This window comes from Campylobacter subantarcticus LMG 24377 (genome assembly GCF_000816305.1).
Taxonomy (GTDB): domain Bacteria; phylum Campylobacterota; class Campylobacteria; order Campylobacterales; family Campylobacteraceae; genus Campylobacter_D; species Campylobacter_D subantarcticus.
The window spans coordinates 340,116-364,460 of record NZ_CP007773.1; the positions used below are offsets into that span (position 1 = coordinate 340,116).

The 24,345-nt window shown below is 31.6% G+C and carries 22 protein-coding genes and 1 tRNA gene; 21 read left to right on the forward strand and 2 right to left on the reverse strand.

Annotated features, from left to right (window positions below):
* Positions 1-107: 107 nt before the first annotated feature.
* The 13 genes from CSUB8523_RS01835 to putP all read left to right on the forward strand — a co-directional run bounded on the left by CSUB8523_RS01835 (position 108) and on the right by putP (position 16,449).
* Positions 108-1,727 carry an HAL/PAL/TAL family ammonia-lyase gene (locus CSUB8523_RS01835; RefSeq protein ID WP_043019438.1) on the forward strand — a complete coding sequence of 540 codons (1,620 nt, stop codon included), beginning with the start codon at positions 108-110 and terminating at the stop codon, positions 1,725-1,727.
* Positions 1,728-1,736: 9 nt separating this feature from the next.
* Positions 1,737-3,305: a flavocytochrome c gene (locus CSUB8523_RS01840; protein ID WP_043019439.1), complete on the forward strand. Its 1,569-nt coding sequence runs from the start codon at positions 1,737-1,739 to the stop codon at positions 3,303-3,305.
* A 2-nt stretch (positions 3,306-3,307) separates the two neighbouring features.
* A complete protein-coding gene (locus CSUB8523_RS01845) occupies positions 3,308-3,700 on the forward strand; it encodes a cytochrome c3 family protein (RefSeq protein WP_235362567.1) in 393 nt (130 codons plus the stop codon).
* A gap of 22 nt (positions 3,701-3,722) precedes the next feature.
* Positions 3,723-4,319 (forward strand): c-type cytochrome, NapC/NirT family, encoded by a 597-nt coding sequence (locus CSUB8523_RS01850; RefSeq protein WP_039662914.1) that lies wholly within the window; start codon positions 3,723-3,725, stop codon positions 4,317-4,319.
* Between the two features lie 82 nt (positions 4,320-4,401).
* A complete protein-coding gene (locus tag CSUB8523_RS01855; protein ID WP_052243647.1) occupies positions 4,402-5,082 on the forward strand; it encodes a TorD/DmsD family molecular chaperone in 681 nt (226 codons plus the stop codon).
* 176 nt (positions 5,083-5,258) lie between these two features.
* Positions 5,259-5,462 carry a twin-arginine translocation signal domain-containing protein gene (locus CSUB8523_RS01860; protein WP_012661099.1) on the forward strand — a complete coding sequence of 68 codons (204 nt, stop codon included), beginning with the start codon at positions 5,259-5,261 and terminating at the stop codon, positions 5,460-5,462.
* A 15-nt stretch (positions 5,463-5,477) separates the two neighbouring features.
* Positions 5,478-8,300 (forward strand): formate dehydrogenase subunit alpha, encoded by a 2,823-nt coding sequence (locus CSUB8523_RS01870; RefSeq protein ID WP_152822382.1) that lies wholly within the window; start codon positions 5,478-5,480, stop codon positions 8,298-8,300.
* A gap of 10 nt (positions 8,301-8,310) precedes the next feature.
* Complete coding sequence (gene fdh3B, locus CSUB8523_RS01875) at positions 8,311-8,880, forward strand: formate dehydrogenase FDH3 subunit beta (protein WP_039662920.1); 570 nt, start codon at positions 8,311-8,313, stop codon at positions 8,878-8,880.
* 54 nt (positions 8,881-8,934) lie between these two features.
* Positions 8,935-9,663: a ModE repressor domain protein gene (locus CSUB8523_RS01880; RefSeq protein ID WP_043019443.1), complete on the forward strand. Its 729-nt coding sequence runs from the start codon at positions 8,935-8,937 to the stop codon at positions 9,661-9,663.
* Positions 9,664-9,710: 47 nt separating this feature from the next.
* Positions 9,711-10,289, forward strand: coding sequence for a sulfurtransferase-like selenium metabolism protein YedF (gene yedF / locus CSUB8523_RS01885; RefSeq protein ID WP_043019444.1), 579 nt, complete (start codon positions 9,711-9,713; stop codon positions 10,287-10,289).
* Positions 10,286-11,317, forward strand: a complete 1,032-nt coding sequence (selD, locus tag CSUB8523_RS01890) for a selenide, water dikinase SelD (protein ID WP_082018418.1) — start codon at positions 10,286-10,288, stop codon at positions 11,315-11,317. Before yedF (CSUB8523_RS01885) ends, selD begins: the two co-directional genes overlap by 4 nt.
* A 138-nt stretch (positions 11,318-11,455) precedes the next feature.
* Positions 11,456-14,953 carry a bifunctional proline dehydrogenase/L-glutamate gamma-semialdehyde dehydrogenase gene (locus CSUB8523_RS01895; protein ID WP_043019445.1) on the forward strand — a complete coding sequence of 1,166 codons (3,498 nt, stop codon included), beginning with the start codon at positions 11,456-11,458 and terminating at the stop codon, positions 14,951-14,953.
* A 14-nt stretch (positions 14,954-14,967) separates the two neighbouring features.
* Positions 14,968-16,449 (forward strand): sodium/proline symporter PutP, encoded by a 1,482-nt coding sequence (gene putP / locus CSUB8523_RS01900; RefSeq protein ID WP_043019446.1) that lies wholly within the window; start codon positions 14,968-14,970, stop codon positions 16,447-16,449.
* Positions 16,450-16,466: 17 nt separating this feature from the next.
* On the opposite strand, the gene yedF (CSUB8523_RS01905) is transcribed toward putP, so the two are convergent.
* Both yedF (CSUB8523_RS01905) and yedE read right to left on the reverse strand, forming a co-directional pair.
* The gene (yedF, locus tag CSUB8523_RS01905; RefSeq protein ID WP_039662930.1) at positions 16,467-16,694 is read right to left on the reverse strand and encodes a sulfurtransferase-like selenium metabolism protein YedF; all 228 of its coding nucleotides are present in this window, start codon (positions 16,692-16,694) and stop codon (positions 16,467-16,469) included.
* Positions 16,691-17,905 (reverse strand): selenium metabolism membrane protein YedE/FdhT, encoded by a 1,215-nt coding sequence (gene yedE, locus CSUB8523_RS01910; RefSeq protein WP_043019447.1) that lies wholly within the window; start codon positions 17,903-17,905, stop codon positions 16,691-16,693. Before yedE ends, yedF (CSUB8523_RS01905) begins: the two co-directional genes overlap by 4 nt.
* A 160-nt stretch (positions 17,906-18,065) precedes the next feature.
* Here yedE and CSUB8523_RS01915 point away from each other — a divergent pair.
* The 8 genes from CSUB8523_RS01915 (at position 18,066) to ccoN (ending at position 24,339) form a co-directional block, all read left to right on the forward strand.
* Positions 18,066-18,163, forward strand: a tRNA-Sec gene (locus CSUB8523_RS01915).
* A 24-nt stretch (positions 18,164-18,187) separates the two neighbouring features.
* The gene (locus CSUB8523_RS01920; protein ID WP_043019448.1) at positions 18,188-19,438 is read left to right on the forward strand and encodes an adenylosuccinate synthase; all 1,251 of its coding nucleotides are present in this window, start codon (positions 18,188-18,190) and stop codon (positions 19,436-19,438) included.
* Complete coding sequence (locus tag CSUB8523_RS01925) at positions 19,435-19,857, forward strand: flagellar FliJ family protein (RefSeq protein ID WP_043019449.1); 423 nt, start codon at positions 19,435-19,437, stop codon at positions 19,855-19,857. The genes CSUB8523_RS01920 and CSUB8523_RS01925 overlap by 4 nt, the downstream gene beginning before the upstream one ends.
* Positions 19,854-20,369 (forward strand): MotE family protein, encoded by a 516-nt coding sequence (locus CSUB8523_RS01930; protein ID WP_043019450.1) that lies wholly within the window; start codon positions 19,854-19,856, stop codon positions 20,367-20,369. Before CSUB8523_RS01925 ends, CSUB8523_RS01930 begins: the two co-directional genes overlap by 4 nt.
* Before the next feature lie 61 nt (positions 20,370-20,430).
* The gene (locus CSUB8523_RS01935; RefSeq protein WP_043019451.1) at positions 20,431-20,982 is read left to right on the forward strand and encodes a DUF507 family protein; all 552 of its coding nucleotides are present in this window, start codon (positions 20,431-20,433) and stop codon (positions 20,980-20,982) included.
* On the forward strand, positions 20,979-22,097 hold the full coding sequence (gene carA, locus CSUB8523_RS01940) for a glutamine-hydrolyzing carbamoyl-phosphate synthase small subunit (RefSeq protein ID WP_043019452.1): 1,119 nt from the start codon (positions 20,979-20,981) through the stop codon (positions 22,095-22,097). The genes CSUB8523_RS01935 and carA overlap by 4 nt, the downstream gene beginning before the upstream one ends.
* Positions 22,094-22,756, forward strand: a complete 663-nt coding sequence (locus CSUB8523_RS01945) for a sulfite exporter TauE/SafE family protein (RefSeq protein WP_043019453.1) — start codon at positions 22,094-22,096, stop codon at positions 22,754-22,756. The genes carA and CSUB8523_RS01945 overlap by 4 nt, the downstream gene beginning before the upstream one ends.
* Positions 22,757-22,872: 116 nt before the next feature.
* Positions 22,873-24,339 (forward strand): cytochrome-c oxidase, cbb3-type subunit I, encoded by a 1,467-nt coding sequence (ccoN, locus tag CSUB8523_RS01950; protein ID WP_043019454.1) that lies wholly within the window; start codon positions 22,873-22,875, stop codon positions 24,337-24,339.
* The last annotated feature ends 6 nt before the right edge of the window (positions 24,340-24,345 follow it).

Below are 24,345 nucleotides of genomic sequence, written 5' to 3' on the forward strand. Positions count from 1 at the left end.
TTATTGAGTAGGTTTTTTAATCAAGAGTTTTTTTGTTTTATTAACATTAAATTTATATTTATTATTCTATAATCATCGCTGTTTAATTTTTTATTAAGGAGCAGCCGGTGAGATTTTTTATCCTTATTTTAGCTATTTTTGTGAGCGTGCAAGCAAAACAAGTGGTTTTAAATGGAAAAGATTTAACAATCCAAGATGTATATGATATATCTTTGGGTGAAAATGTTAAAATCGATAAAAAAGCACTAGATAGGGTATTTCGTTCTCATGAGGCTTTGATTGAAGCAGCAAAACAAGGTCATAAAATTTATGGTTTGACTGTTGGTGTTGGTTTGAACAAAGACAAGCAGTTTGTTGATGCACATGGTAATTTAGACGATGAAGTTATTAAAGCATCTAAAAAATTTAATATAGGTTTAATCCACGCTCATTGTGGTGGCGTGTATGAGGATTTAAAACCTAATGTTGTTAGAGCTATTATGGCGATTCGTTTAAATAATATGCTATATGGTGGTTCAGGTGTTTCTTTGGAGCTTGTTAAAACTTATGAAGCTTTTTTAAATAATAATATCATTCCAGCTGTTCCTTCTAAAGGTTCTGTTGGAGAAGCAGATATTACTATACTTGGACATATTGGCTTAGCTATGCTAGGAGAAGGATTTGTGTATGTTGATGGTGAAAAAATTCCAGCTAGTGCTGCTTTATCAAAATTTAATATAAAAAAAATAGAACCTTTTGGTAAGGATGCTTTATCGATTATTAGCTCAAATTCTTATTCATCAGCTTTGGCAGTTTTGGCTATACTAGATTTAAAAAATTTAATTAAAAATCTAAAATTAGTTTATGCTTTAAGCTTAGAAGGATTAAATGGAAATGTAGCACCATTTTTAGAAGAAAGTGTCAAACTAAGACCTTTTCCGCAACTTCTTTTAACCGCTAAAGATTTAAGAGAACTTCTTAAAGGTAGTTATTTATGGGAAAATTCAAGCAAACGCGCTTTGCAAGATCCATTAAGTTATAGAGATGGAGTTTATCAAATAGCTGCACTTGAGAGTTCTTTGAAAACTTTAGAAGATCTAATGAAAATTCAACTCAATTCTTCAGATGATAATCCAGGGGTTAATTTAGACGCATCTACTCCAAAAAATTCATATCAAGAAAAGTTTTTTGTAAAAAATGGCAAATCAGCTGTAGTTCCAAATTCTAATTTTGAGCCTTTATTATGGGTTTTTGAGCTAGAAAAAATGTCTATAGTTCTTGGTTTTAATTCTAAAGCATCATCTCAAAGAATTATAAAATTAGATGATGATTATTTTACAGGTTTAAGTAGATTTTTAGGAACTGATGAAACTATCCATGCTTTTGGAGCTATGCAAAAACCTTTTGCAGCTTTAGATGCAGAAAATCAACTTTTAGCAAATCCTGTTTCTTTAAATTGGCTTCCTTTAGCAGGAAACATAGAAGATATAGCTACTAATGCACCTTTAGCTGCTATAAAATTACAAAAACAAATTGATAATTTTTACTATATTTTAGGTATGGAACTTTTACACGCAGCTCAAGCTATAGATTTAAGAATGAAAGAAGATCCAAATTTAAAACTTTCTGTAAAGACAAAAAAATTATTTGAACAATACAGAAAGCAAGTTGAGTTTTTGCAAGTTGATAGGCCTTTAACTGAAGATTTTAGAAAATCTTATGATTTTTTAAAAAACTATAGCTACTAAGGATTTAGTATGAAAGAATCAAGACGAACATTTTTAAAAAAGATATCAACTTTAGCAAGTGTTGCTTTAGCTGGTGGAGGTTTAGGTAGTAGTGTTTTTGCTAAAGAAGAAGATATTAAATGGGATGAGAGTTGGGATGTAGTGGTAGTAGGAAGTGGTTTTGCAGGATCAGCAGCACTTTGTGAAGCTATTGATATGGGTGTTAAAACTTTAATGATAGAAAAAATGCCTGTTTTAGGCGGAAATTCTGCTATAAATGGCGGTGCATTTGCTATAGTAGGTTCACCTCATCAAAAACGAAAAAATGTTGAAGACTCTTATGAACTTTATGTTAAAGATATTAAAAAAGCAGGATTAAATTTAAATCAAGTTGATCTTGTAGAAACAATAGCCAAAAATGGTTATGATGCTTATAAATTTACTGTTGAAAGAGGAGTTGTATATCGTGATGATTTAGGTCATTTTGGTGGCCATTCTGTGCCAAGAACCATATGGCCTGAAATTAATTCTGGTGGTAAAATCACTATACCTTTACAAGAATATGCTCAGCAAAAAGGTGCTTTGATACGAACACGAGTGATTTTTGATGATTTAATTTTAAGTAATAAAGGTCAAGTTATAGGTATCAAGGTAAGAGAAAATTACGATTTTAATTATAATAAATCAGTTGATGAAGAAGATAATAAATCAGGAGTAGCTAAATTTTACCGTGTTTATGGTGGGGTAGTTATGGCAAGCGGTGGATTTTCTTATGATATTAAATTCAGACAAGAAATGGATCCTACTATAACTCCTGATTTAGATTGTACTAATCACTATGGTGCTACTGCATATACTTTAAAAAATTTAATGAAAATTAATGTTCAAACTGTTGATTTAAATTGGATACAGCTTGGACCTTGGGGCTCACCAGATGAGAAAGGTTTTGGTATAGCGCCTGTGTTTGCTATACCAGCTTTTGCCTATGGGATTATGGTTGATGCTAGAACAGGAAAAAGATTTATCAATGAATTAGCAGATAGAAAAATCCGCGCAGATGCTATTTTGAAAATTAATAAAAATCCAGATGGTAGCTTAACTCATCCTGTTGTAATTTGTGATAGCGTTGGTGCTACAGGCACAACCAAAGCAAATGTTTATAGAGGGCTTCACAAAAATGTGATTAAAAAATTTGATAGCATTGAAGAACTAGCCCAGTTTTATTCTATCCCTTATGAGGGGCTTAAAAAAAGCATAGATAATTATAATAGTTATGTAAAAAGTGGTAAAGATTTAGAAATGGGTAAGCCATTTTTTAAGCTTGATGGAAAGGTTGTAGATATTTCAAAACCTCCTTTTTATGCTTGGAGAGCTTTACCAAAAGTTCATCATACTATGGGTGGTGTTAAAATTGATATTGAAGCTAGAGTTTATGATAAACAAAACAATATCATACAAGGATTGTTTGCAGCAGGTGAATTTGTAGGTGGCCCACATGGGGCTAGTAGGCTTGGTTCGTGTGCTATTCCAGATTGTATAGTTTTTGGAAGAATTGCAGCTAAAAATGCAGCACAAAGAAGTATGCAAGTGAGAGGATGATCATGAAATTAGCAGTATTAATATGTTTTTTATTTTTAAATTTATTTGCTCAAACTCCGTATTTTTTAGAGCCTAGCAAAGAACCGACAAAGGAAAATTATCCTATTAAAAATCATCATGCAAAATTAAATATGGATTGTAAATTGTGTCATGGTGGCAAGGTGAGTGAAAATAAATTCGAGGTTGTTACAAGAGAAAAATGCTTAGAATGTCATAAAAGTTATGAGGCTTTGGAAAAATTAACAGCAAATTTAGGTTATGAAGACAATGTTCATGCTTCTCCACATTACCCTAAAATGGATTGTAAGCTTTGCCATTCTTCACATAAACCTACGCAGAATTATTGCATAATGTGTCATTCTCAAGATTCAATGAAAAAATTAATAGTTCCATAGTTTATTTGCAAAGGATAGATTTATGAGTAAGAAAATAATTATTTTAGGTATATTATGTATGTTTTTTGTAGCTTTTGTAGCTTTTTTTGGTGGAACTTATGTGATGTATAAAACAGGTGATGATAAATTTTGCAATACTTGTCATAGCTGGATGGATCCTATGACTCAAACTTACTTAAGTGGAAGTCATGGAGGTAATAATCCTTCTGGTGTTAAAGCAAGTTGTGTTTCTTGTCACTTGCCTCATGATGATAGCAAATTACACTATACTTTCAAAAAAGCTTTAAATGGAATTACTGAAATTTCTCATATGCTAGTTAATAGTCCTGAAGATATGGATTGGGAAGCAAATAGAAAAAATAGAGAAAAATATGTTTTTGATAGTGGTTGTTTAAGCTGTCATGCCAATATAACTCAAGCTAACACAAAAAATGAAGGTGCTAAATTTATGCATGAGCAGTATTTAAAATCTCAAAAAACAAATGAAAAAGATAAGTTAACTTGTGTGAGTTGTCATAAAAATGTAGGACATGAAGATTTAGAAAAAGTTCTTTATGATCGCAAAAATCCTCCTATTGGAAATTGGGATACAGATGATAATACAAGTGTAAAAAAATGATTTTTAGGTATTAAAAAATAAAAATTATTAGTATTTTAAATTTTCCTTGTTATAATCAGATAAAAATAACAAGGAAAATTATATGATACAAGATATCGATCTTTCTCGTAAGTATTTTTACGAATTTTTCTCCAAAGCTTTTAATTTTATTGATGAAGAAGAATTTGAAATTTGGCATAAGCAGGTTTTAGCTTTGGCTCAAAGTCCTTTAGATGAAAGTTTAAAGCCTGATTTTGAAAAGCTATGTGCATGTGATTTTGTAAACTTTAAAGAAGAGCAAAACAGCGTGTTTTTTGATTTTTCTTATGTAAATGTACCTATTAGTGCTTCCTTTTATGATGAAGGTAGAGATGATGGTAAAATGAAGCTTCAAGCCTGTGAGATCATTAGAAAAACAAAATTTAGAAAAAAAGAAGAATGTAGACAAAGCGAAGATGAATTTGGATTTTTATTTGCTTTTATGGCAAGTATTATTGAACATGACTTAAAAGTTGCACAACAATTGTTTCGTTTTGTGATCAATCCTGTGGTAGATGAATTTATAGAAAAACTACAAATCCATAAAAATTCAAATTTTTATATTGCCATTGGCAATATTATGAAAGTATTTTTTGTGAGTGAAAGAGCTTACTTAGAAGTGCAAGCACCTGTAAAAAAAGAAGGTAAAAGTATCGCAGATGAAGCGCTACAAAGACTTCCTTATGAACCAAGACTTCCGACTAAATTTAGCAAAACTAATATCGAGGAATTAAGCAAGCTATAATTTTAATATGTATTTTGTTACCAAAATACATATTATCAAAATCATCTTTTTATGAAAACGGAAATTAAATAAAATCTTAAGTGAAAATATGCAAAAGTTATGATGTTTAAGTGTGTAAATACTTTGGGAAATAAGTATTTATAGTTATTCTTTACTTTTATTTCAAAGGAGAGAACATGGAAGCTAACCAAAGAAGAGATTTTCTTAAGAAATCTTTGAAAATTGGTGCTTTAGGGGTGGTTGCCGGAGCGAGCGTAAATGCTTTAGCTAAGGATGATTACCAAGAGCAAAATACAGTAGTTTTGGGAAAAAGCACTAAAAAAGAAGTGCTTTATAAAAAAACTATGCATTGGGAAAAATACTACAAAATAGCTTATTAATAAGAAAGGAAGAAGATGGCATTAGCAAGAAGAAATTTTCTTAAGCTTGCTGGTATTGCTGGTCTTGGAAGCGCAGCTTTTGGTAGTGATAACAAAGCTATTAGAAATGCGAGCGAACAAGAAGTAGCAAATCCTTATCCAGATTCAAAGATTGTAAGAACAATCTGTAGTATCTGTAGTGCAGGCTGCGGGATTAAGGCTGAAGTTCAAGATGGGGTTTGGGTGCGTCAAGAAAACGCTATAGAACATCCTATTTCTCAAGGATCACACTGCTGTAAAGGGATAGATCAAATCGATCTTACTAAATCAAAACAGCGTATAAAATATCCTATGAAAAAAGAAAACGGCAAATGGGTACGTTTAACTTGGGAGCAAGCGATCAACGAAATCGGTGATAAAATGCTTGAAATCCGTAAAGAAAATGGACCTGATAGCGTTATGTTCTTAGGTTCGGCAAAGTTTAACAATCAACAAGCTTATTATTTTAGAAAATTTGCAGCATTTTGGGGTACTAATAATATAGACCACGTTGCTAGAATTTGACACAGCGCAACAGTCGCCGGTGTGGCGAATACATGGGGTTATGGCGCTATGACAAATCATTTTGGTGATGTGACTAAACACTCAAAAATGATGATTATTTTTGGTGCAAATACCGCAGTGGCAAATCCTATTGGGTTTAAACACTTATTGCAAGCTAAAGATCGCAATAATGCTAAATTAGTAGTTGTAGATCCTGTATTTACAAAAACAGCAGTACATGCTGATGAATATGTGAGAATTCGCCCAGGTACAGATATAGCTTTAGTTTATGGTATGCTTCATTTGATCTTCAAAAATGGTTGGGAAGATAAAGAATTAATCAAAACTAGAACTTATGGTGTTGAAGAAATTAAAGCAGAAGCTGCTAAGTGGACACCAGATGTGGTTGAAGATGTAACGGGTGTTCCGGCAGCTCAGCTTGAAAAAATCACAAAAATGCTAGCTACAATCAAACCAGCTACATTGTTTTGGGCTTTGGGTATTACTCAACACTCAGTAGGTAGTTCTAATACAAGAATTTTGGCTATTTTGCAACTTGTTCTTGGTAATATAGGTAAGCCTGGTGCAGGTACTAACATCATTAGAGGGCATGATAATGTTCAAGGTGCTACTGATATGGGATGTTTGGCAGATACTTTACCAGCTTATTATGGTTTAGGTGATGATGCGTGGAATCACTTTTCAAATTTTTGGAATGTAGATAGAGAATACTTAAATTCAAGATTTTATTCTAAAGAATGGATGTATGAAAAAGGTTTCTCTCTTGCAAAATGGTGGCAAGGTGTTTTACACGAAGAAAAAACCTACTCAAATTCTCCAATCCGTGTGCTTTGGGTGCAAGGAACAGGTATCACCTCTATGGCGCATACCGTAAAAATTCAAGAAGCGCTTAAAAAGCTTGATATGATCGTAATCGCTGAACCTTTTGTTAATGAGGTTGCGGTTTTGGCAGATCGTCCAGATGGTATTTATATTATTCCTGCTTCAACTCAGTTTGAAACAGAAGGCTATGTAACAGCAACTAACCGTGCTATGCAGTGGCGTTCTCAAGTAGTAAAACCAATCTATGAAAGCAAAGAAGATCAAGAGATTATGTTTGCATTTGCAAAGAAATTTGGCTTCTATAAAGAATACACTCGTGGTATGAAAATGGAATTAAAAGATCATAAGCTTGTACAAACAAGAGATGATAATGATGATAATTTTGTATGGCCTGATGACGCTACAAGAGAGATGAGTAATGGTCTTTTGAGTATAGGTTTAAGAGGTATTTCGGCTGAACGTTTAAGAAAACATCAGCAAAATTGGGAGCATTTTGACCCTGATACACAAAGAGGCCTTGGCGGTGATGTTAAAGGTGAATACTATGGTTTACCTTGGCCTTGTTGGGATAAACAACACCCAGGAACTTCTATCATGTGGAATACTGACATTCCTTACGAAGAAGGTGGTATGGGCTTTAGAAATCGTTTTGGTTTGGAACATGATGGGCATTCTCAGCTTGCAGATGATAGCTTCACTCCAAAAGGTTGTAAGGTAAAAGGTGGATATCCACAAATTACTAAAGAAAATATCGAAAAAGTATTCAATATCAAATTAAGTGATAGTGAAAAAGAATTAATGGGTGCTAGTTGGAGTACGGATATTTCAGGTATCATCTTAGAAAAATGTAGAGAGAAAAGTGCTTGTTGCTTAGGCAATGCAAGAGCTAGAATGAAGGTTTGGGAATTTGCTGATCCAATTCCATTGCACAGAGAACCTTTGCATTCACCGCGTTGGGATTTGGTTAAAAAATATCCTACTTGGGGTGATCAAGAGAAAAACTTCAGGGTTGAGAGTAAATTTATCAGCGAACAGCAAAAAACAGATTGGAGTAAAGAGTTTCCAACTATTATTTCAAGTATGCGTTTGGTAAATTTAAGTGGTGCGGGTATGCTTGAAAGAACTAGTAAATATCTTGCTGCAATCACACCTGAGATGTTTGCTAATGTTCACCCTGAACTTGCTTTAAAATATGGTATAAATGATGGTGATATGATGTGGATTCACTCACCACAAGGCACTAAGATCAAAGTTAAATGTGTGCATAATCATTCAGTTACGCCAGATAGAATTTGCTTGCCTTATAACTTTGCAGGTATTATGCAAGGAGTGGATTTAAGTTATAATTATCCTGAAGGTACTAAGCCTTATACCATAGGTGAAAGTTCTAATACAGTTACAAACTATGGTTTTGATATTAACACGCAAATTTCTGAGTTTAACGCAGGACTTTGCAGACTTGAAAAGGCTTAAGGGGTAAGTTATGGCTAGAATGAAATTTTATGTAGATAATAATCGCTGTATTTCTTGCTTTGCTTGTCAAGTAGCTTGTTCAAGTGCGCATGAAGTGCCAGTAGGGATTAATAGAAGAAAAGTAATCACTTTAAATGAGGGTATAGAAGGCAAAGAGTTTTCAACAACTCTTGCTTGTCAACACTGTACAGACGCTCCATGTGAGCAAGTTTGTCCTGTAAAATGCTTTTATATAAGAGCTGATGGTATAGTTTTACATGATAAAAAAACTTGTATAGGTTGTGGGTATTGTCTTTATGCATGTCCTTTTGGTGCTCCGCAATTTCCAAGAGATGGTGCTTTTGGTATTAAGGGTGAAATGGATAAATGTACGATGTGTGCAGGTGGTCCTGAGCCTACTAACTCTCATGAAGAAAGAGAGCTTTATGGACAAAATCGTATTGCAGAAGGTAAAGTGCCTATGTGTGCTGCGGTTTGTTCTACAAATGCACTTTTGGTTGGTGATGCAGCTGAAGTTAGTGCAATGTATAGAAAAAGAGTTTTACTTAAGGGTCAAAATTTAGGACTTGATGCAAAATAACTCAAAGGGTGTCTACGAGCACCCTTTTTACTATTTATAATCCAAGGTTAATTCATGGAAGAGCTAATTTTACAAATTCAAAAAAATCTTGATGAAAATAATAAACTTACTTGTAAAAAAGCACTAGAACTTTTAAAACAATACTCTAAAGAAGATTTTCAAACTGCTATAAAAGAATTAGGCGTAAAAATTTCAGATTGTGAGCTAGGTCAATTTGGCAAGTTAAATAAAAATATAGCAAAAAGTGAAATTTTAGAAAAATTAGAAACAAAATTAGATTCTAAGCGTCGCATATCATGTAAAGATGCTTTAGAATGTGCTAAAGATTTCAATATGGCTGATATGAGAGCTACACTTAAAACTTATAAAATTGATGTTAAATACTGCGAACTTGATTGTTTTGAAGAAAAAAAAGGTAAAAAATTTCATGTAAAAAGCAAAATTTGGGTAGAAAATCCTGATGGAGAATTGCTTTTTGGTAAAGGTAAAACAGATATTTTAGAATTAGTAGGAGAATGTGGAAGTATTTCCCAAGCGGCTAAACAACTAGGGATTAATTATAAAAAAGCATGGCTTTATATACAAGATTTAGAAAAAAATATGAAAGAAGAATTGCTTATTGCTAAAAAAGGAAGAGGAAGTGAAGCTGGTAGTAGGCTTACTCCAAGAGCTTATGAGTTAATTCAAAATTTTAAAATTTTACAACAAGATGTAGAAGAATACACTAATAAACGCTTTAAAGAATTATTTTTCAAGAAAAATCAAGAAAAAGACAAAACTTAATTTGAATACAAGTTATAACAATATATTATTAAATAAAAAGGCAAAAGATGAAAATTGATTGTAGAGATTTAGCTTGTCCACGTCCTGTGATGGAGACAAAAAAAGTTTTAGAAGAGTTAAAAGAAAATGAGAATTTAGAAATTCTTTTAAATTCTCAAGCTTCTAAAGAGAATGTAATGAGATTTTTAAAATCTTTAAATTTGGAATTTAGTGTTAAAGATTTAGGTGATGAAAGTATTATTAGTATTACAAAAGATAGTAATATAATTCAAACTCAAGAACAAAATTTACAAGAATACAATGTGCTATTTTTAAAAAGCGATAAAGTAGGCGAGGGAGAACTTGGAAAAAATTTAATGTTAGGTTTTTTAAAAACCTTAAAAGATTTGCCTAATAAACCTGCAAAAATCCTTTGTGTTAATGATAGTGTTTTGATGAATACTGATTGCTCTCATATGGCATTTGAAGCTATGAAAGAACTTGAAAATTTAGGAGTTGAAATTTATAGTTGTGGGGCATGTTTGGAATTTTTTGGTAAAACCAAAGAGCTTAAAATAGGTAAAATAGGCAATGCTTATGAAATTTTAAATGAACTTTTTGGAAAGGCGAAGATTATTTCTTTATGATATATAAAGATCAAAAACTAACCCAATATGTAAAAGCTGCAGGTTGAGCTGCCAAATTAGACTCGGTGGGTCTTGACAAAATTCTTGGTATCTTAAAACCGCATGAAAACATTTTAAGTGGTATTAATAATAACGAAGATGCAAGTGTTTATAAGTTAAACGAAGATTTAGCTTTAGTGCAAACTCTTGATTTTATTACACCTGTAGTTGATAGTGCGTATCATTTTGGTACTATAGCTGCTGCAAATGCCTTAAGTGATGTATTTGCTATGGGTGCAGAAGTGATTAATGCTTTAAATATTGTAGGCTTTGATACCTGTCATTTTAACAATGAAATTTTACTTGAAGTGCTAGAAGGTGCTAGAGCTAAGGTTGAAGAAGCAGGGGCTATGTTAGTAGGTGGGCATACTATAGAAAATGATGAATTTATTTTTGGTCTTAGTGTGACAGGTGTAGTTCATCCTAAGAAATTTATAGCTAATAATAGCGCAAAGGATGGCGATGTGATTTTACTTACTAAGCCTATAGGTAGTGGTATTATTAGTACTGCTATCAAGGCTAGTTTGCTAGAAAAATCAAAGATTTTAAAAGCAGTAGAGCAAATGAGCTTTTTAAATTTATATGCAAGTCGTATTTTAAAGAGGTTTAAAAGTCTTAGTGCTTTAAGTGATGTGACAGGTTTTGGTCTTTTAGGGCATTTAAAAGAAATGCTAAATAAAGAGATTATGATAGAAGTGTATAAAAATGAAATTCCTTTAATGGATGGAGTTTTGTCAATAGCTAATATGGGGATTATCCCCGCAGGAGCTTATAAAAATAAAGATAGCCTAAAAATTTGGGTTGAAAATTTAAATGAAAAAGATGAGGATATAGTGTATTTTGATCCTCAAACTTCAGGTGGGCTTTTAGCTGCCATGAGTGAAAATGAAGTAAATGAAGCTTTAAAAATTTTGAAAGATCATGATATTGAAGCAAAGATTATTGCTAAATGTGTAAGAAATACTCATAATTATTTATTATTACGCTAATATTTTATTTATAATTAAAAGCATATGTTTATATTTGTTACTTTTTTACGTAAAAAAATAAATTACAAATAAATATATGTTGATTTTTGTGGCTATTTTTGTATCATAAAAGATATTAACTACAAAATGGAGGAAAAAATGATACAAAAAGCTTTGCAATTAGCTGAAGAATTACAAAGAAAGATAGAAAGTAATATCTCTCAAAGTGAAAAAGAATTTCATGCCAAAATGCAAAAACTTTTAAACAACCCTAAAAATAAAGTAATGTTGATCGAGCTTTTAGATCGCTCTTTTAGATGTAAAGATAAAAGTGCTAGTTTTAAGCTGATAGAACATACTTTAAACAAATACGGCATAGCTGATTTTTTTAGTGCTTTTGAAAAATTTTTACTTTTTTCTTTTTTAAATTTTGGAAAATTAGCACCAACTCTTAGTGTGCCATTTTTCATTAAGCATTTAAGAGAAGATACTAAAGCTATGGTTTTGGATGCAAATCCTAGTGTTTTAGAGCCTCATATGCGTAAAAGAAAAGATGAAGATAAAATTACTTTAAATGTAAATTTAATCGGTGAAGAGGTTTTGGGCGAGGCTGAAAGTGCTTATAGGATGAAAAAATACGAAGAAGCACTAAAAACAAGCTATATTACTTATATTTCTATTAAAATTACTACCATTTTTTCCCAAATCAATATCATTGATTTTGAATACTCTAAAGATGAGGTGGTAAAAAGATTAGATAAACTATATGCTCTTGCTTTAGAGGAAGAAAAAAAACAGGGTGTGTCTAAATTTATCAATCTTGACATGGAAGAATTTAGAGATTTAGAATTAACCGTTGAAGCTTTTATGGAAAGTATTGCAAAGTATAATATTAAAGCAGGTATCGTTTTACAAGCTTATCTTCCTGATTCTTATGAATATTTGAAAAAACTTTTTATTTTTTCAAAAGAAAGAGTTCTAAAAGGTATGAAGCCTATAAAAATTCGCTTTGTTAAAGGTGCAAATATGGAAAGTGAAGAAACCATAGCTTCGCAAAGAGGTTGGACGCTTCCTACTTTTTATAAAAAAATTGATACAGATAGTAACTATAAAAAAATGCTTGATTTTGTCCTAGAAGGTGATAATTATAAATACATTAACATAGGTATAGCAAGTCATAATTTATTTGAAATAGCTTATGCTTATACTCGAATTTCACAAGCTGGAGCTTTATCATCGTTTACTTTTGAAATGCTCGAAGGTATGAGCTTGCAATGCTCTTATGAGCTTTCTAAAATGCATGATCTTATACTTTATGCGCCAGTTTGTGATGAAGCGCATTTTAATAATGCTATTGCATATTTGGTAAGAAGACTTGATGAAAATACTAGTGAAGATAATTTCATGCGATATTTTTTCAATCTTAAGATTAATGATGCAAATTGGCACAAACAAAAAGAATTATTTATCAAGTCTTTAGAGGGTGTTGCTAGTTTAGATAATTCTACTCATAGAACTCAAGATAGAAACAACGAGGTTAAGGCTATAAGTTCTTATGAGAGTAAAGAATTTAAAAATGAAGCTGATACTGATTTTATCTTAAAAGCTAATAGAGAATGGGCTAAAGCAATACGCACTCGATATGAAAATTTAGAAAATTATGATGTTTATCCAGTTGCTAAAGATGAAATTAAAAATGAAACACTACAGGTGATAGAAGTAAAAGATAAAATCAATAATCGCACCATAGGTAAAGCACATCTTGCAGGCCAAGCAGAGATAAAATACGCTTTAGATGTAGCTAAGAGTTCAAATTTTAGCGAATTAAGTCATGATGAAATTTATAAAATTCTAGCAAAAACTGCCCAACTTGTTAGAGACCGTAGGGGTGATTTGATAGGCATAGCAGCTTTAGAGGTAGGAAAAACTTTCTTAGAAATTGATCCTGAAGTGAGTGAGGCTATAGACTTTTTAGAGTTTTATCCACACTCTTTGGAAAAACTAAAAGAGCAAAACCCTAATACAACTTTTAAAGCAAAAGGCATAGGTGTGGTGATTGCGCCATGGAATTTTCCGGTGGGTATTTCAGTAGGAACTATAGCAGCGCCTTTGGCTGCAGGTAATAAAGTAATATATAAACCATCATCTTTATCAATGCTAACAGGTTATATGCTTTGTAAGTGTTTTTGGGATGCAGGAATTCCAAAAGATGCTTTGATTTTCTTGCCTGCTAAAGGAAGTGATATATCAAAATACTTACTTATTGATCAAAGCGTGAAATTTTCAGTATTAACCGGTGGAGAAGAAACCGCTTATGCAATGCTTAAGGCAAATCCAACTTTACTTTTAAGCGCTGAAACAGGTGGTAAAAATGCAACTATTGTTTCTAAATTTGCTGATCGTGATAGCGCGATTAAAAACATCATTCATTCAGCATTTTCAAATTCGGGTCAAAAATGTTCTGCAACTTCACTGCTTGTTTTAGAAGAAGAAGTTTATAATGATGAAGAGTTTAAAAAGACTTTAGTCGATGCTGCTAGCTCTATGGCAGTAGGGAATCCTTTTGTATTTAAAAATAAACTCGGTGCTTTAGCAGATAAACCAGATATGAAACTACAAAAAGCGTTAGATGAGTTAGCTCCATATGAAAGTTGGGCTTTAAAACCTAAATTTATAGATGATAATCCTTATCTTTTAACTCCGGGGATTAAATATGGAACCAAAAAAGGTGATTTTACACATATGAATGAACTTTTTGCGCCAATTTTAACTGTAATGAAAGCAAAAGATTTAAAAGAAGCTATTGAGATAGTTAATTCAACAGGTTATGGACTTACAGCAGGATTTGAAAGTTTAGATGAGAGAGAATGGGAGTATTTTCATACTCACATAGAAGCAGGAAATATTTACATTAACAAACCAACAACAGGCGCTATAGTTCTTAGACAACCTTTTGGTGGTATTAAAAAATCAGCAATTGGCTTTGGTAGAAAAGTTGGAATTTATAATTATATCACTCAATTTTTAGATATAGAGCAAAGTCAAGTTGATCAAAATGTTTTAGATAATGAATTAGTATCAAATTTAAATGCTTTAAGCTTAGATTTAAATGAAAAAGATAAAGCCGATTTTGAAATCATCAAAGCTATGGCAAGAAGCTATGCTCATCATGCAAAGCATGAATTTGCAAGCGTAAAAGACTATGTGAATATAAGAGGAGAGGATAATCTTTTCTCTTATACAAAGGTTAAAAATATCGCTTATAGAGTACATAAAGATGACAGTTTAAAAGATATGTTAGGGGTGATTTTAGCAGCAAGTGTATTAAACATTGATCTTATCTTTAGTTATGATGAACATGAAAAAATAGATCTTGTGCAAAAGATTAATCAAAAAATCAGCTCAAAAACTTTATTTCTTAAAGAAAGTAAAGAAAATTTCATTAGTAAAATAGCTGATTATGAAAGAATTCGTTATTTTGGGCCTCAAGATGTTAATGATGCAATTTTCATAAAAGCAGCAAGTTGCGCAAAAATCATCGCTAATGCTAAACCTTTAATGAATGGACGTTTTGAGTTGCTTTTATATCACAATGAAAAAGCTTTAAGTATATCTTTCCATCGTTATGGAAATCTAGGCATTCGTGCTTTAAAATAAAAAAAGGAGAATAAATGGAGGTTGTACACATTAATACTCAAATTGCGATAATGTTTGTCGCATATTCAGCATTAATGCTTTTTATCGGATTTTATTTTTATAAACAAAATAAAAACTCAGAGGACTATTTTTTAGGCGGTCGTTCTATGGGGCCTGTGGTTTCAGCACTTAGTGCTGGAGCTTCTGATATGAGTGGTTGGCTTTTAATGGGTTTGCCAGGAGCTTTATATGTAAGTGGTTTAGCTGAAAGTTATATTGCAATAGGGCTTAGTATAGGAGCATTTTTAAATTGGGCTTTTATAGCAAAAAGACTTAGAATTTATACTAGTGTGATTGCAAATTCTATTACAATTCCAGATTATTTTGAAACAAGATTTGATGATGATAAGCATATATTAAGAGTGGTTTGCGCTATTGTTATTTTGATCTTCTTTACTTTTTATGTTTCTTCAGGGCTTGTGGGTGGAGCAAAGCTTTTTGAGGCAACTTTTGGAATCCAATATGACTATGCTTTAACTACAGGAACTGTGGTTATAGTTGCTTATACATTTTTGGGTGGATATAAGGCAGTTTGTTGGACGGATTTAATTCAAGGTTTATTGATGATGAGTGCTTTGATTATTGTGCCTATAGTGATGGTTTATCATTTGGGTGGTTTTAGTGAAGCTGTTAATATAGTCAAAGAAATCAAGCCAAATACTTTTTCTATGGGAGAAGGATTAAGCTTTTTAGGTATAGTTTCAGCACTTTCATGGGGACTTGGATATTTTGGCCAGCCACATATTTTGGTGCGCTTTATGTCGATAAGATCAACTAAAGATATTCCAACTGCCACTTTTGTAGGAATTTCTTGGATGGTTATATCTTTAATTGGCGCTTGTTTGATAGGTATTTTAGGTATAGCTTATGTGAGTAAATTTGAGCTCAGTTTGCAAGATCCTGAAAAGGTTTTTATAGCAATGTCGCAATTACTTTTTAATCCTTGGATAGCAGGTATTTTACTTAGTGCTATTTTAGCAGCCATTATGAGCACAGCAAGTTCGCAATTGCTTGTTTCAAGTTCAACTATAGCAGAAGATTTTTATAAAAGAATTTTTAATAAAGAAGCTTCTAATAAAATGGTAATGACTTTAGGTAGATTTGGAGTTTTAGCAGTAGCTGTGATAGCTTTTATCATCTCTACGGATAAAAATTCAAGCGTATTAAGTATAGTGGCTTATGCTTGGGCAGGGTTTGGAGCAAGTTTTGGTTCTGTGATGCTCTTTTCTTTGTTTTGGTCAAAAATGACTAGATATGCTGCTATTGCAGGTATGATTACCGGTGCAGTTGTAGTAGTAGTATATAAAAATTTCTTGGCCAAATGGCTTGAATTTCCTATTTATGAAATTATCCCAGGATTTTTAGCTGCTTCTGTTGTAATTATCTTGGTAAGTTTAGTCACAAAAGTACGCCCAGGAACTAAAGCAGCGTATGAAACAATGTTGAAGCATCTTTAACATATACTCAAAAGCCTTTAAGGCTTTTGAATTAAAAATCTTAGCGTTGGACCATCTTGATTTATCTCTAGAATTTTAAAACCACGATTTTTTGCATCTTGCGGTATAGAATTAATACTTTGTGGACAATCACATAAGATTTCTAAAACTTCGCCTGATTTTAGTTCTTTTAAAGCATCAATAGTAGCTATAGCAGGGTATGGACAAGCTTCACCTTCTAAGTTTAAACTATAATGAATAATCATATTTTCCCTTTTTTATTTTGTTTGAAAAAGAATGATTTTTTAAACTTTAATATGAATAAAAATAAAGTTCCAAATAAAACTAAATTAATCAATAAGCCATTAAAATAACCAAATTCGTTTAAAATATGAACCTTTACTCCGTCTGTTAAGAAATTTGGAAAATGATTATAACTTAAAGCTAATATCATAGTGCCAATAATATTTGCAATACCCGCTATAATAAAATGACTTTGTCCTTCACAAGCTCTATACATCCAGCCACATTCGCACCCACCCGCAAAAACTATCCCAAAGCCAAACAAAAAAGCACCTAAAGCAACATTTGGTGATATTTCTATTATTTTGCTAGTGTGTCCTTGTAAGATAAAAGCAAAGGCTATTAAACAAGCTATAATCATCCCTATTAAAGCACCTTTTATAGTATTATCTCTACCAAATAAAAACAAATCTCTAAAGCAAGAAGTAAAACAAATTTGAGCTCTAGATATAATAAAACCAAAAACAAAGCCAAATATTAGCGCTAAGGGAAGAATACTTTCTTTGTTTTTAATATTTAAAGGTTGTTTCTGTATTATAAATACAGCATAAGCGATAAAAACTATAAATAAAATAAGTCCTATGTAAAAATATATCTTTACGGTTTTATTTTGTGTTTTTAATGGTTGGTTTTCTTTGCAAACGCGTTGTAATTTGGCTTTTGGTTTAAAAGGTGCTAGATTGCAAACTTTAACAGCTAGATAAATCCCTAAAATCATAAATATAGTAAAAACCCAAGTATGTAAAGAAAAATAAGGCAAGCCTGTAAAAAAATTTGCCAAGTTGCAACCAAAAGCAAGTCTTGCGCCAAATCCGGATAAAATTCCACCTATAATAGCTTGAAAAATTCGAATTTTACTAACAGGTAAGCGCCATTTGAATTTATTTGCTAAAAACGCAGCACTTAAACACCCTATAAACATACCTATAAGCATAATACCATCAATCCTTGTTAAAGGGGTTCCACTTAAATTTTGCTTTTGATAATAAGAATAAGAGCTTAAATCCATACCAAAAAATTCTAAAAGCTCTCCACCCCAGCGCGTCATTTCGCCAGTGACTGCCCAAACACTACCAAAAATTCCAAAATAAATAGCACTTAAAATTCCAAGCATAATCATGCCTTTGGAATTATTCCAAAAATTTATAAAAAAAGATTGTTTAAAAGAATGCATTGTTGTATCCAGAAATTGTAATTGTCAAAACTTGACACTAAAAAACTAGTATTATAGCTAATAAATTTATACAAAATAAAATATTATCATTAAAAATAGTTTCAAATTTACGTATTTAATTTTTGTTTTAATTAAAAATATTAAGATATAATATATTTTTGGAAGGTTAGCTTATCTGGTGATGGCCACTGACTTCAAATCAGATGAAAGGGTAGTTGACTACTTTTTGGGGAGTTCGATTCTCTCACCTTCTCGCCAAATTTAAGTCAAAATGGAGTTTTTATGAGTAAAGCAGATATTGTCGTTGGTATCCAATGGGGTGATGAGGGTAAAGGTAAGATAGTTGATAAACTATGTGAAAATTATGATTATGTTTGCAGGAGTGCAGGCGGACATAATGCAGGTCACACTATATGGGTTGATGGTATAAGATATGCTTTACATTTAATGCCATCAGGTATTTTGAATAAACAATGTATTAATGTTATAGGTAATGGGGTTGTTGTAAATCCTGATGTATTAATTAGCGAAATGGCTCAATTTGAAAATTTAGAAGGAAGATTATTTATAAGTGATAGAGCTCATTTGAATTTAAATCACCATGCTTTGATTGATCAAGCAAGAGAAAGACTTAAAGGCGATAAAGCTATAGGAACAACAGGCAAGGGTATAGGACCAAGTTATGAAGATAAAATAAGCCGCAATGGGCATAGAGTAGGGGAATTGCTAGAGTCTGAAAAACTTTGCGAAAATTTAATGAAAGATTTTGAACTTAAAAAAACTTATTTTGATGTTTTAGACATCGCAATGCCTAGTTATGATGAAATCTTAAAAGATTTAAAACGCTTTAAAGAAATACTAGCTCCTTATATTACAGATACTACAAGAATGCTTTGGAAAGCTTTGGATGAGGATAAAAAAGTATTATTAGAAGGTGCGCAAGGATCAATGCTTGATATTGATCATGGAACTTATCCTTATGTTACTAGTTCAACAACTATTTCGGCTGGAGCTTTAAGTGGTTTGGGATTAAATCCAAAAGAAATTGGAAAAGTTATAGGTATAGTAAAAGCTTATACAACAAGAGTGGGAAATGGAGCTTTTCCAAGTGAAGATTTAGGCGAAGATGGTGAAAAAATAGGACTCATTGGTAAAGAAATCGGCGTAAGCACAGGTAGAAAAAGAAGATGTGGTTGGTTTGATGCGGTTGCAGTAAAATACACTGCAAGATTAAATGGTTTAGATTCATTATCGTTGATGAAACTAGATGTACTAGATGGTTTTGATAGTGTAAAAATTTGTAGAGCATACGAGTATAAGGGGCAAGAGATAGATTATGTTCCATGTGATTTAGAAAATGTTAAGCCTATTTATGAAGTGATGGAAGGCTGGGATAAAGTTACAGGAATTAGAGACTATGATTTATTGCCTGAAAATGCTAAAAAATACATCAAACGCTTAGAGGAGCTAAGTGGAGTAAAAGTGGGTTATATTTCTACAAGCCCTGAAAGAGATGATACTATCATTTTATGAAAAGCAAATACTCTTCTGTGATTAAGCTTAGAAAGCAACAGCTTGATAAAGCAGAAGCAAATTTAACCAAAACAAGACAAAAGCTTTTGCAATATGAAGAAGAACTTAAAGAAGCTTCAAGAACTTGTGAAAGCTTAACTTTAGCTGATAAAGGTTCGGTGGCGCTTTTGCGATCTTCTTTGAAAATGCAAGAAATCGCAAGAGAAGGTAAGCAAAGAATAAAACAAAAATTAGATTTAACTAAAAAAGAATTTGCGCACCATCAGCATTTATATAAAAAAGCACATTTGGAATTTGAAAAAATCAAAGTATTAGAAAATGAAGAGTTAAAAAAGATCCAAAAAGCTTTACAAAAAGAAGAAGAAAAATTTATCGATGAACTTGCTATAATAAGACATTTTAATAAGGACAAATCATGAAAAAGATAATATATTTATTTGTTTTTATAGGGGTTTTGCATGCTCAACAAAGTTGTGAGCAGTATTTTGAAGCTAGAAAAGAGCAAATGCAAGAACAAATCAGAGAATACGATGAAGCTAGACAAGGCTTAGAGGCTTATAAGGCTTCTTTTGAAGCTTTACAGAAAGAAAAAATGCAAGTTTTAGTGCAAAAAGAAGCAGATATTAATGCAAGTTTAGAACAAATAAAAACTTTAAAAGAACAAAATGAGCGTATTTTAGAAGCAACAAAGAAAAATCTTCAAGTGATTAATGATAAAACTATGGGTCGTATTACAGAAATTTACGCAAAAATGAAAGATGTAGCAGTTGCGGGGATATTAAGTGAGATGGAGTCAGATGAGGCTTCGAGAATTTTACTTTCATTAGATCCTAGAAAAATTTCATCTGTTATGGCTAAGATGGATCCTAAAAAAGCTTCAGATTTAACCTTGCTTTTGAAAAATTTAGATCAAAATGCAAGTTCGCAATAAGTTTTAAGCAGTTTTTACCTTTTTTTTAGTATTATTTCAATAAAAATAAAAAGGTGAATAAATGCGTATCAAACCAGCTCACATACCTTATATAGCAAATAAAATTATACTTGATTTAATGCATTCTTCTTTTGTAAAAATCAAAGATGATAGCCAAAAACTTTTAAAAGTTGCAAAAGAGATTATAGAAATAGATGTTTTGAATGAGCGTAAGCTAGATGAAAAAGCAAAAGAGCTTCTAGAAAGCCAAGAAGATGAGATTGAGTTTATGCAAATTGACAGAAAAAGTATGTTTTGGATGATCAAGAAAAAATTAGCTAATGAGTTTAAATTTATACTTGATAGCGAAGATCGATACAACAACCTTTCTCATAAAATTTTAGAAAATTTAGTAGAAGAGGATTTGATTAACTACAATGTATCAGAAAATCGCGTGAAAAATCTAATTTTTTCAAGTATTATGTCTTATTTAAAAGAATATGAAAATTTAGAAGATTTGGTTTATGAAAAAATTTCAAATTATAAAAGAAAGCTTATCCCAGGTTCTGAAGAATATGAATTAGTATTTGAAAAGTTATATCAAGAAGAGCTTAGAAAAAAGGGACTTTTATGAAAGCTTATATTTATATAGAAAATGATGTTTTTTTAAGTGCAAAGGCTTTTGGGCAAAATGGAACTTTTTTTGGTGAGCTTGTTTTTAATACCTCTTTAACGGGCTATCAAGAGATTATTTCTGATCCTTCATATGCGGGTCAATTTGTGGTTTTTTCAATGCCAGAAATTGGTATAGTTGGTGTTAATAATGAAGATAATGAAAGCAAAGAAATTTTTGCTAGTGGTATGATCATAAGAGAATTAAATGAAGATTATTCTAATTTTAGAGCCAATAGTTCTTTAAGTACTTATTTGAAAAACCATAGGAAGATAGGGCTTTACGAAATTGATACTAGATTTTTAGTTAAAATGATTAGAGATCAAGGCAATTTAAGAGCTGTTATTTCTACTGAAATCAAAGACAAAGAAGAGCTTAAAAAAATACTTCTTTCTAGTGCTAAAATCGATGAGGTAAATTATGTAGCACAAGTTAGCACTAAAAGCTCTTATAGGCATAGTAAAGGTGCTTGGGATCATAGCAAAAAAGCTTATGAGAATATAAAAACAAGTGGTAAAAAAATAGCTGTGATTGATTATGGTGTAAAAGAAAATATTTTAAATGAGCTTGTAAGCGTAGGACTTGAAGTAGAAGTTTTTCCTTATAATACCAAGGCAAAAGATTTGATTGATTTATACCAAAAAGGTGCAATTCATGGTATATTTTTATCAAATGGACCAGGTGAGCCAAAAATTTTAAAAGATGAAATTGCAGAGATTAAAAAACTAGTAGAAGCAAAAATTCCTATGTTAGGTATTTGTTTGGGGCACCAACTTTTAAGTAATGCATTTGGTTATGAAACTTATAAGATGAAATTTGGTCAACATGGAGCAAATCATCCTGTGATTAATCTTACTAATAACATGGTTGAAATTACAGCACAAAATCACAATTATAATGTGCCAGAAAAAATAGCAGAGGTTGCAACTATTACTCATAGAAATTTATTTGGCGATAATGTAGAGGGTGTAAGATATAAAAATTATCCTATTATATCAGTGCAACATCACCCAGAAGGATCATCAGGGCCGCATGAGAGCAAATATATCTTTAAAGAATTTTTAGAGCTTTTGTGAATTTAGATTTCATTGCTTTAGCGAGTATAGCTTTTCTTTCAAGCTTTGGACATTGCTATGGAATGTGCGGAGGCTTTGTTTTGGCTTATACTCAACTTTCAAAGCAAATCAAACTTCCTTTTTCTCTTTTGATTTTCTCTTATCATTTATCTCGAATTTTTACCTATGTTTGTTTAGGCGTGTTTTTTGGATTTTTTGGAAATTTATTTTCTTTTAGCGAATTTGCAAAAGGTGTAATGTTTTTTGTTATCGGGATTTTTATGATGATTTTAGCTTGTGCTTTAATTTTTAAAGGAAAATTTTTAGCTTTTTTTGAAAATTCTTTAATTTTTGACTGTATTGTCAAAAAAAATATTTCCAAACTAATTCAAAATAAGTCTTTAAAAAGTACTATTTTTTTAGGCTTTTTAAATGGTTTTGTGCCTTGTGGCTTGGTGTATTTTTATATAGCTTTTGGAATGAGCGTGCAAAATGTTTATTTAGCAGCGTTAATTATGTTTATTTTTGGACTTTCAACCTTGCCCGCATTGGTTTTTTTTGCTTATTTTTCTAAAACACTGAGTGAAAAATTTCAAAAAACAATTAGTTTGATTTCTTATATTTTAATCTTTTTTTATGGCGTGTATTTTTCTTATACAGGTTTTATGCTCACACGATAATATTATAATTTATTAATAAATAATAAATAATTTGACATAATTTAAGCTAAAAAAGATATTAAATATCATATAATATAAAGATTGCATAATTGCAGAAAAAAACTTAAGGAGAGGAAATGCACCCAGGAAATGCGTTAAACTATGACTATACGGTTGCAAAATACTTTATGTTTGCTACCTTATTGTTTGGTGTTATTGGTATGGCTATTGGAACGCTTATTGCCTTCCAAATGGCTTATCCGGATTTAAACTATTTAGCCGGTGAGTATGGTACTTTTTCAAGACTTAGACCATTACACACTTCAGGTGTAATTTTTGGTTTTATGCTCTCAGGAATTTGGGCAACTTGGTATTATATTGGTCAGCGTGTGTTAAAAGTTAGTATGGCGGAATCAAGCTTTTTAATGTTTGTTGGTAAATTACATTTTTGGCTTTATATGATTACTATGATTATAGCCGTCATAACTTTATTTGCAGGTATTAGTACTTCAAAAGAATACGCAGAACTTGAATGGCCACTTGATATATTGGTAGTTTTAGTTTGGGTTTTATGGGGTGTAAGTATTTTTGGACTTATTGGAATTCGCCGTGAAAAAACTTTATATGTTTCACTTTGGTATTATATAGCTACTTTCTTAGGTATAGCGATGCTTTATTTATTCAACAATATGGCAGTGCCTACTTATTTTGTAAGTGGTGTGGGTGATTGGTGGCATAGTGTTTCTATGTATGCAGGAACAAATGATGCGTTAGTTCAATGGTGGTATGGGCACAATGCAGTTGCATTTGTATTTACTGTTGGTATTATTGCTCAAATTTATTATTTCTTACCAAAAGAAAGCGGTCAGCCAATTTTCTCATATAAATTATCTTTATTTGCGTTTTGGGGTTTAATGTTTGTTTATCTATGGGCAGGTGGACACCACTTGATTTATTCTACTGTGCCTGATTGGATGCAAACTATGGGTTCAGTTTTTTCAATTGTTCTTATTTTACCTTCTTGGGGTTCAGCAATTAATATTTTACTTACTATGAAAGGTGAGTGGAGCCAATTAAGAGAAAGTCCGTTGATTAAATTTATGATTTTAGCTTCAACTTTTTATATGTTTTCAACTTTAGAAGGTCCTATTCTTTCTATTAAATCAGTTAATGCATTAGCACACTTTACAGATTGGATTCCAGGACATGTTCATGATGGTACTCTAGGTTGGGTTGGCTTTATGACTATGGCTGCACTTTATCACATGGTGCCTAGAATGTTTAAAAGAGAACTATATAGTAAATCATTAATGGAAGCTCAATTTTGGATGCAAACCACAGGTATAGTATTGTACTTTAGTTCTATGTGGATAGCAGGTATTACCCAAGGTATGATGTGGAGAGCTACAGATGAATATGGTAACTTACTTTATACTTTTATTGACACTGTTGAAGCTATTATTCCTTATTATTGGATTAGAGCTGTGGGTGGCTTGTTATATTTAGTAGGATTTTTTATGTTTGTTTATAATATTTATAAATCAATTTCGGTAGGTAGAGTGCTTGATAAAGAGCCAAAAAGTGCTTCACCTATGGCAGCATAAGGAGGA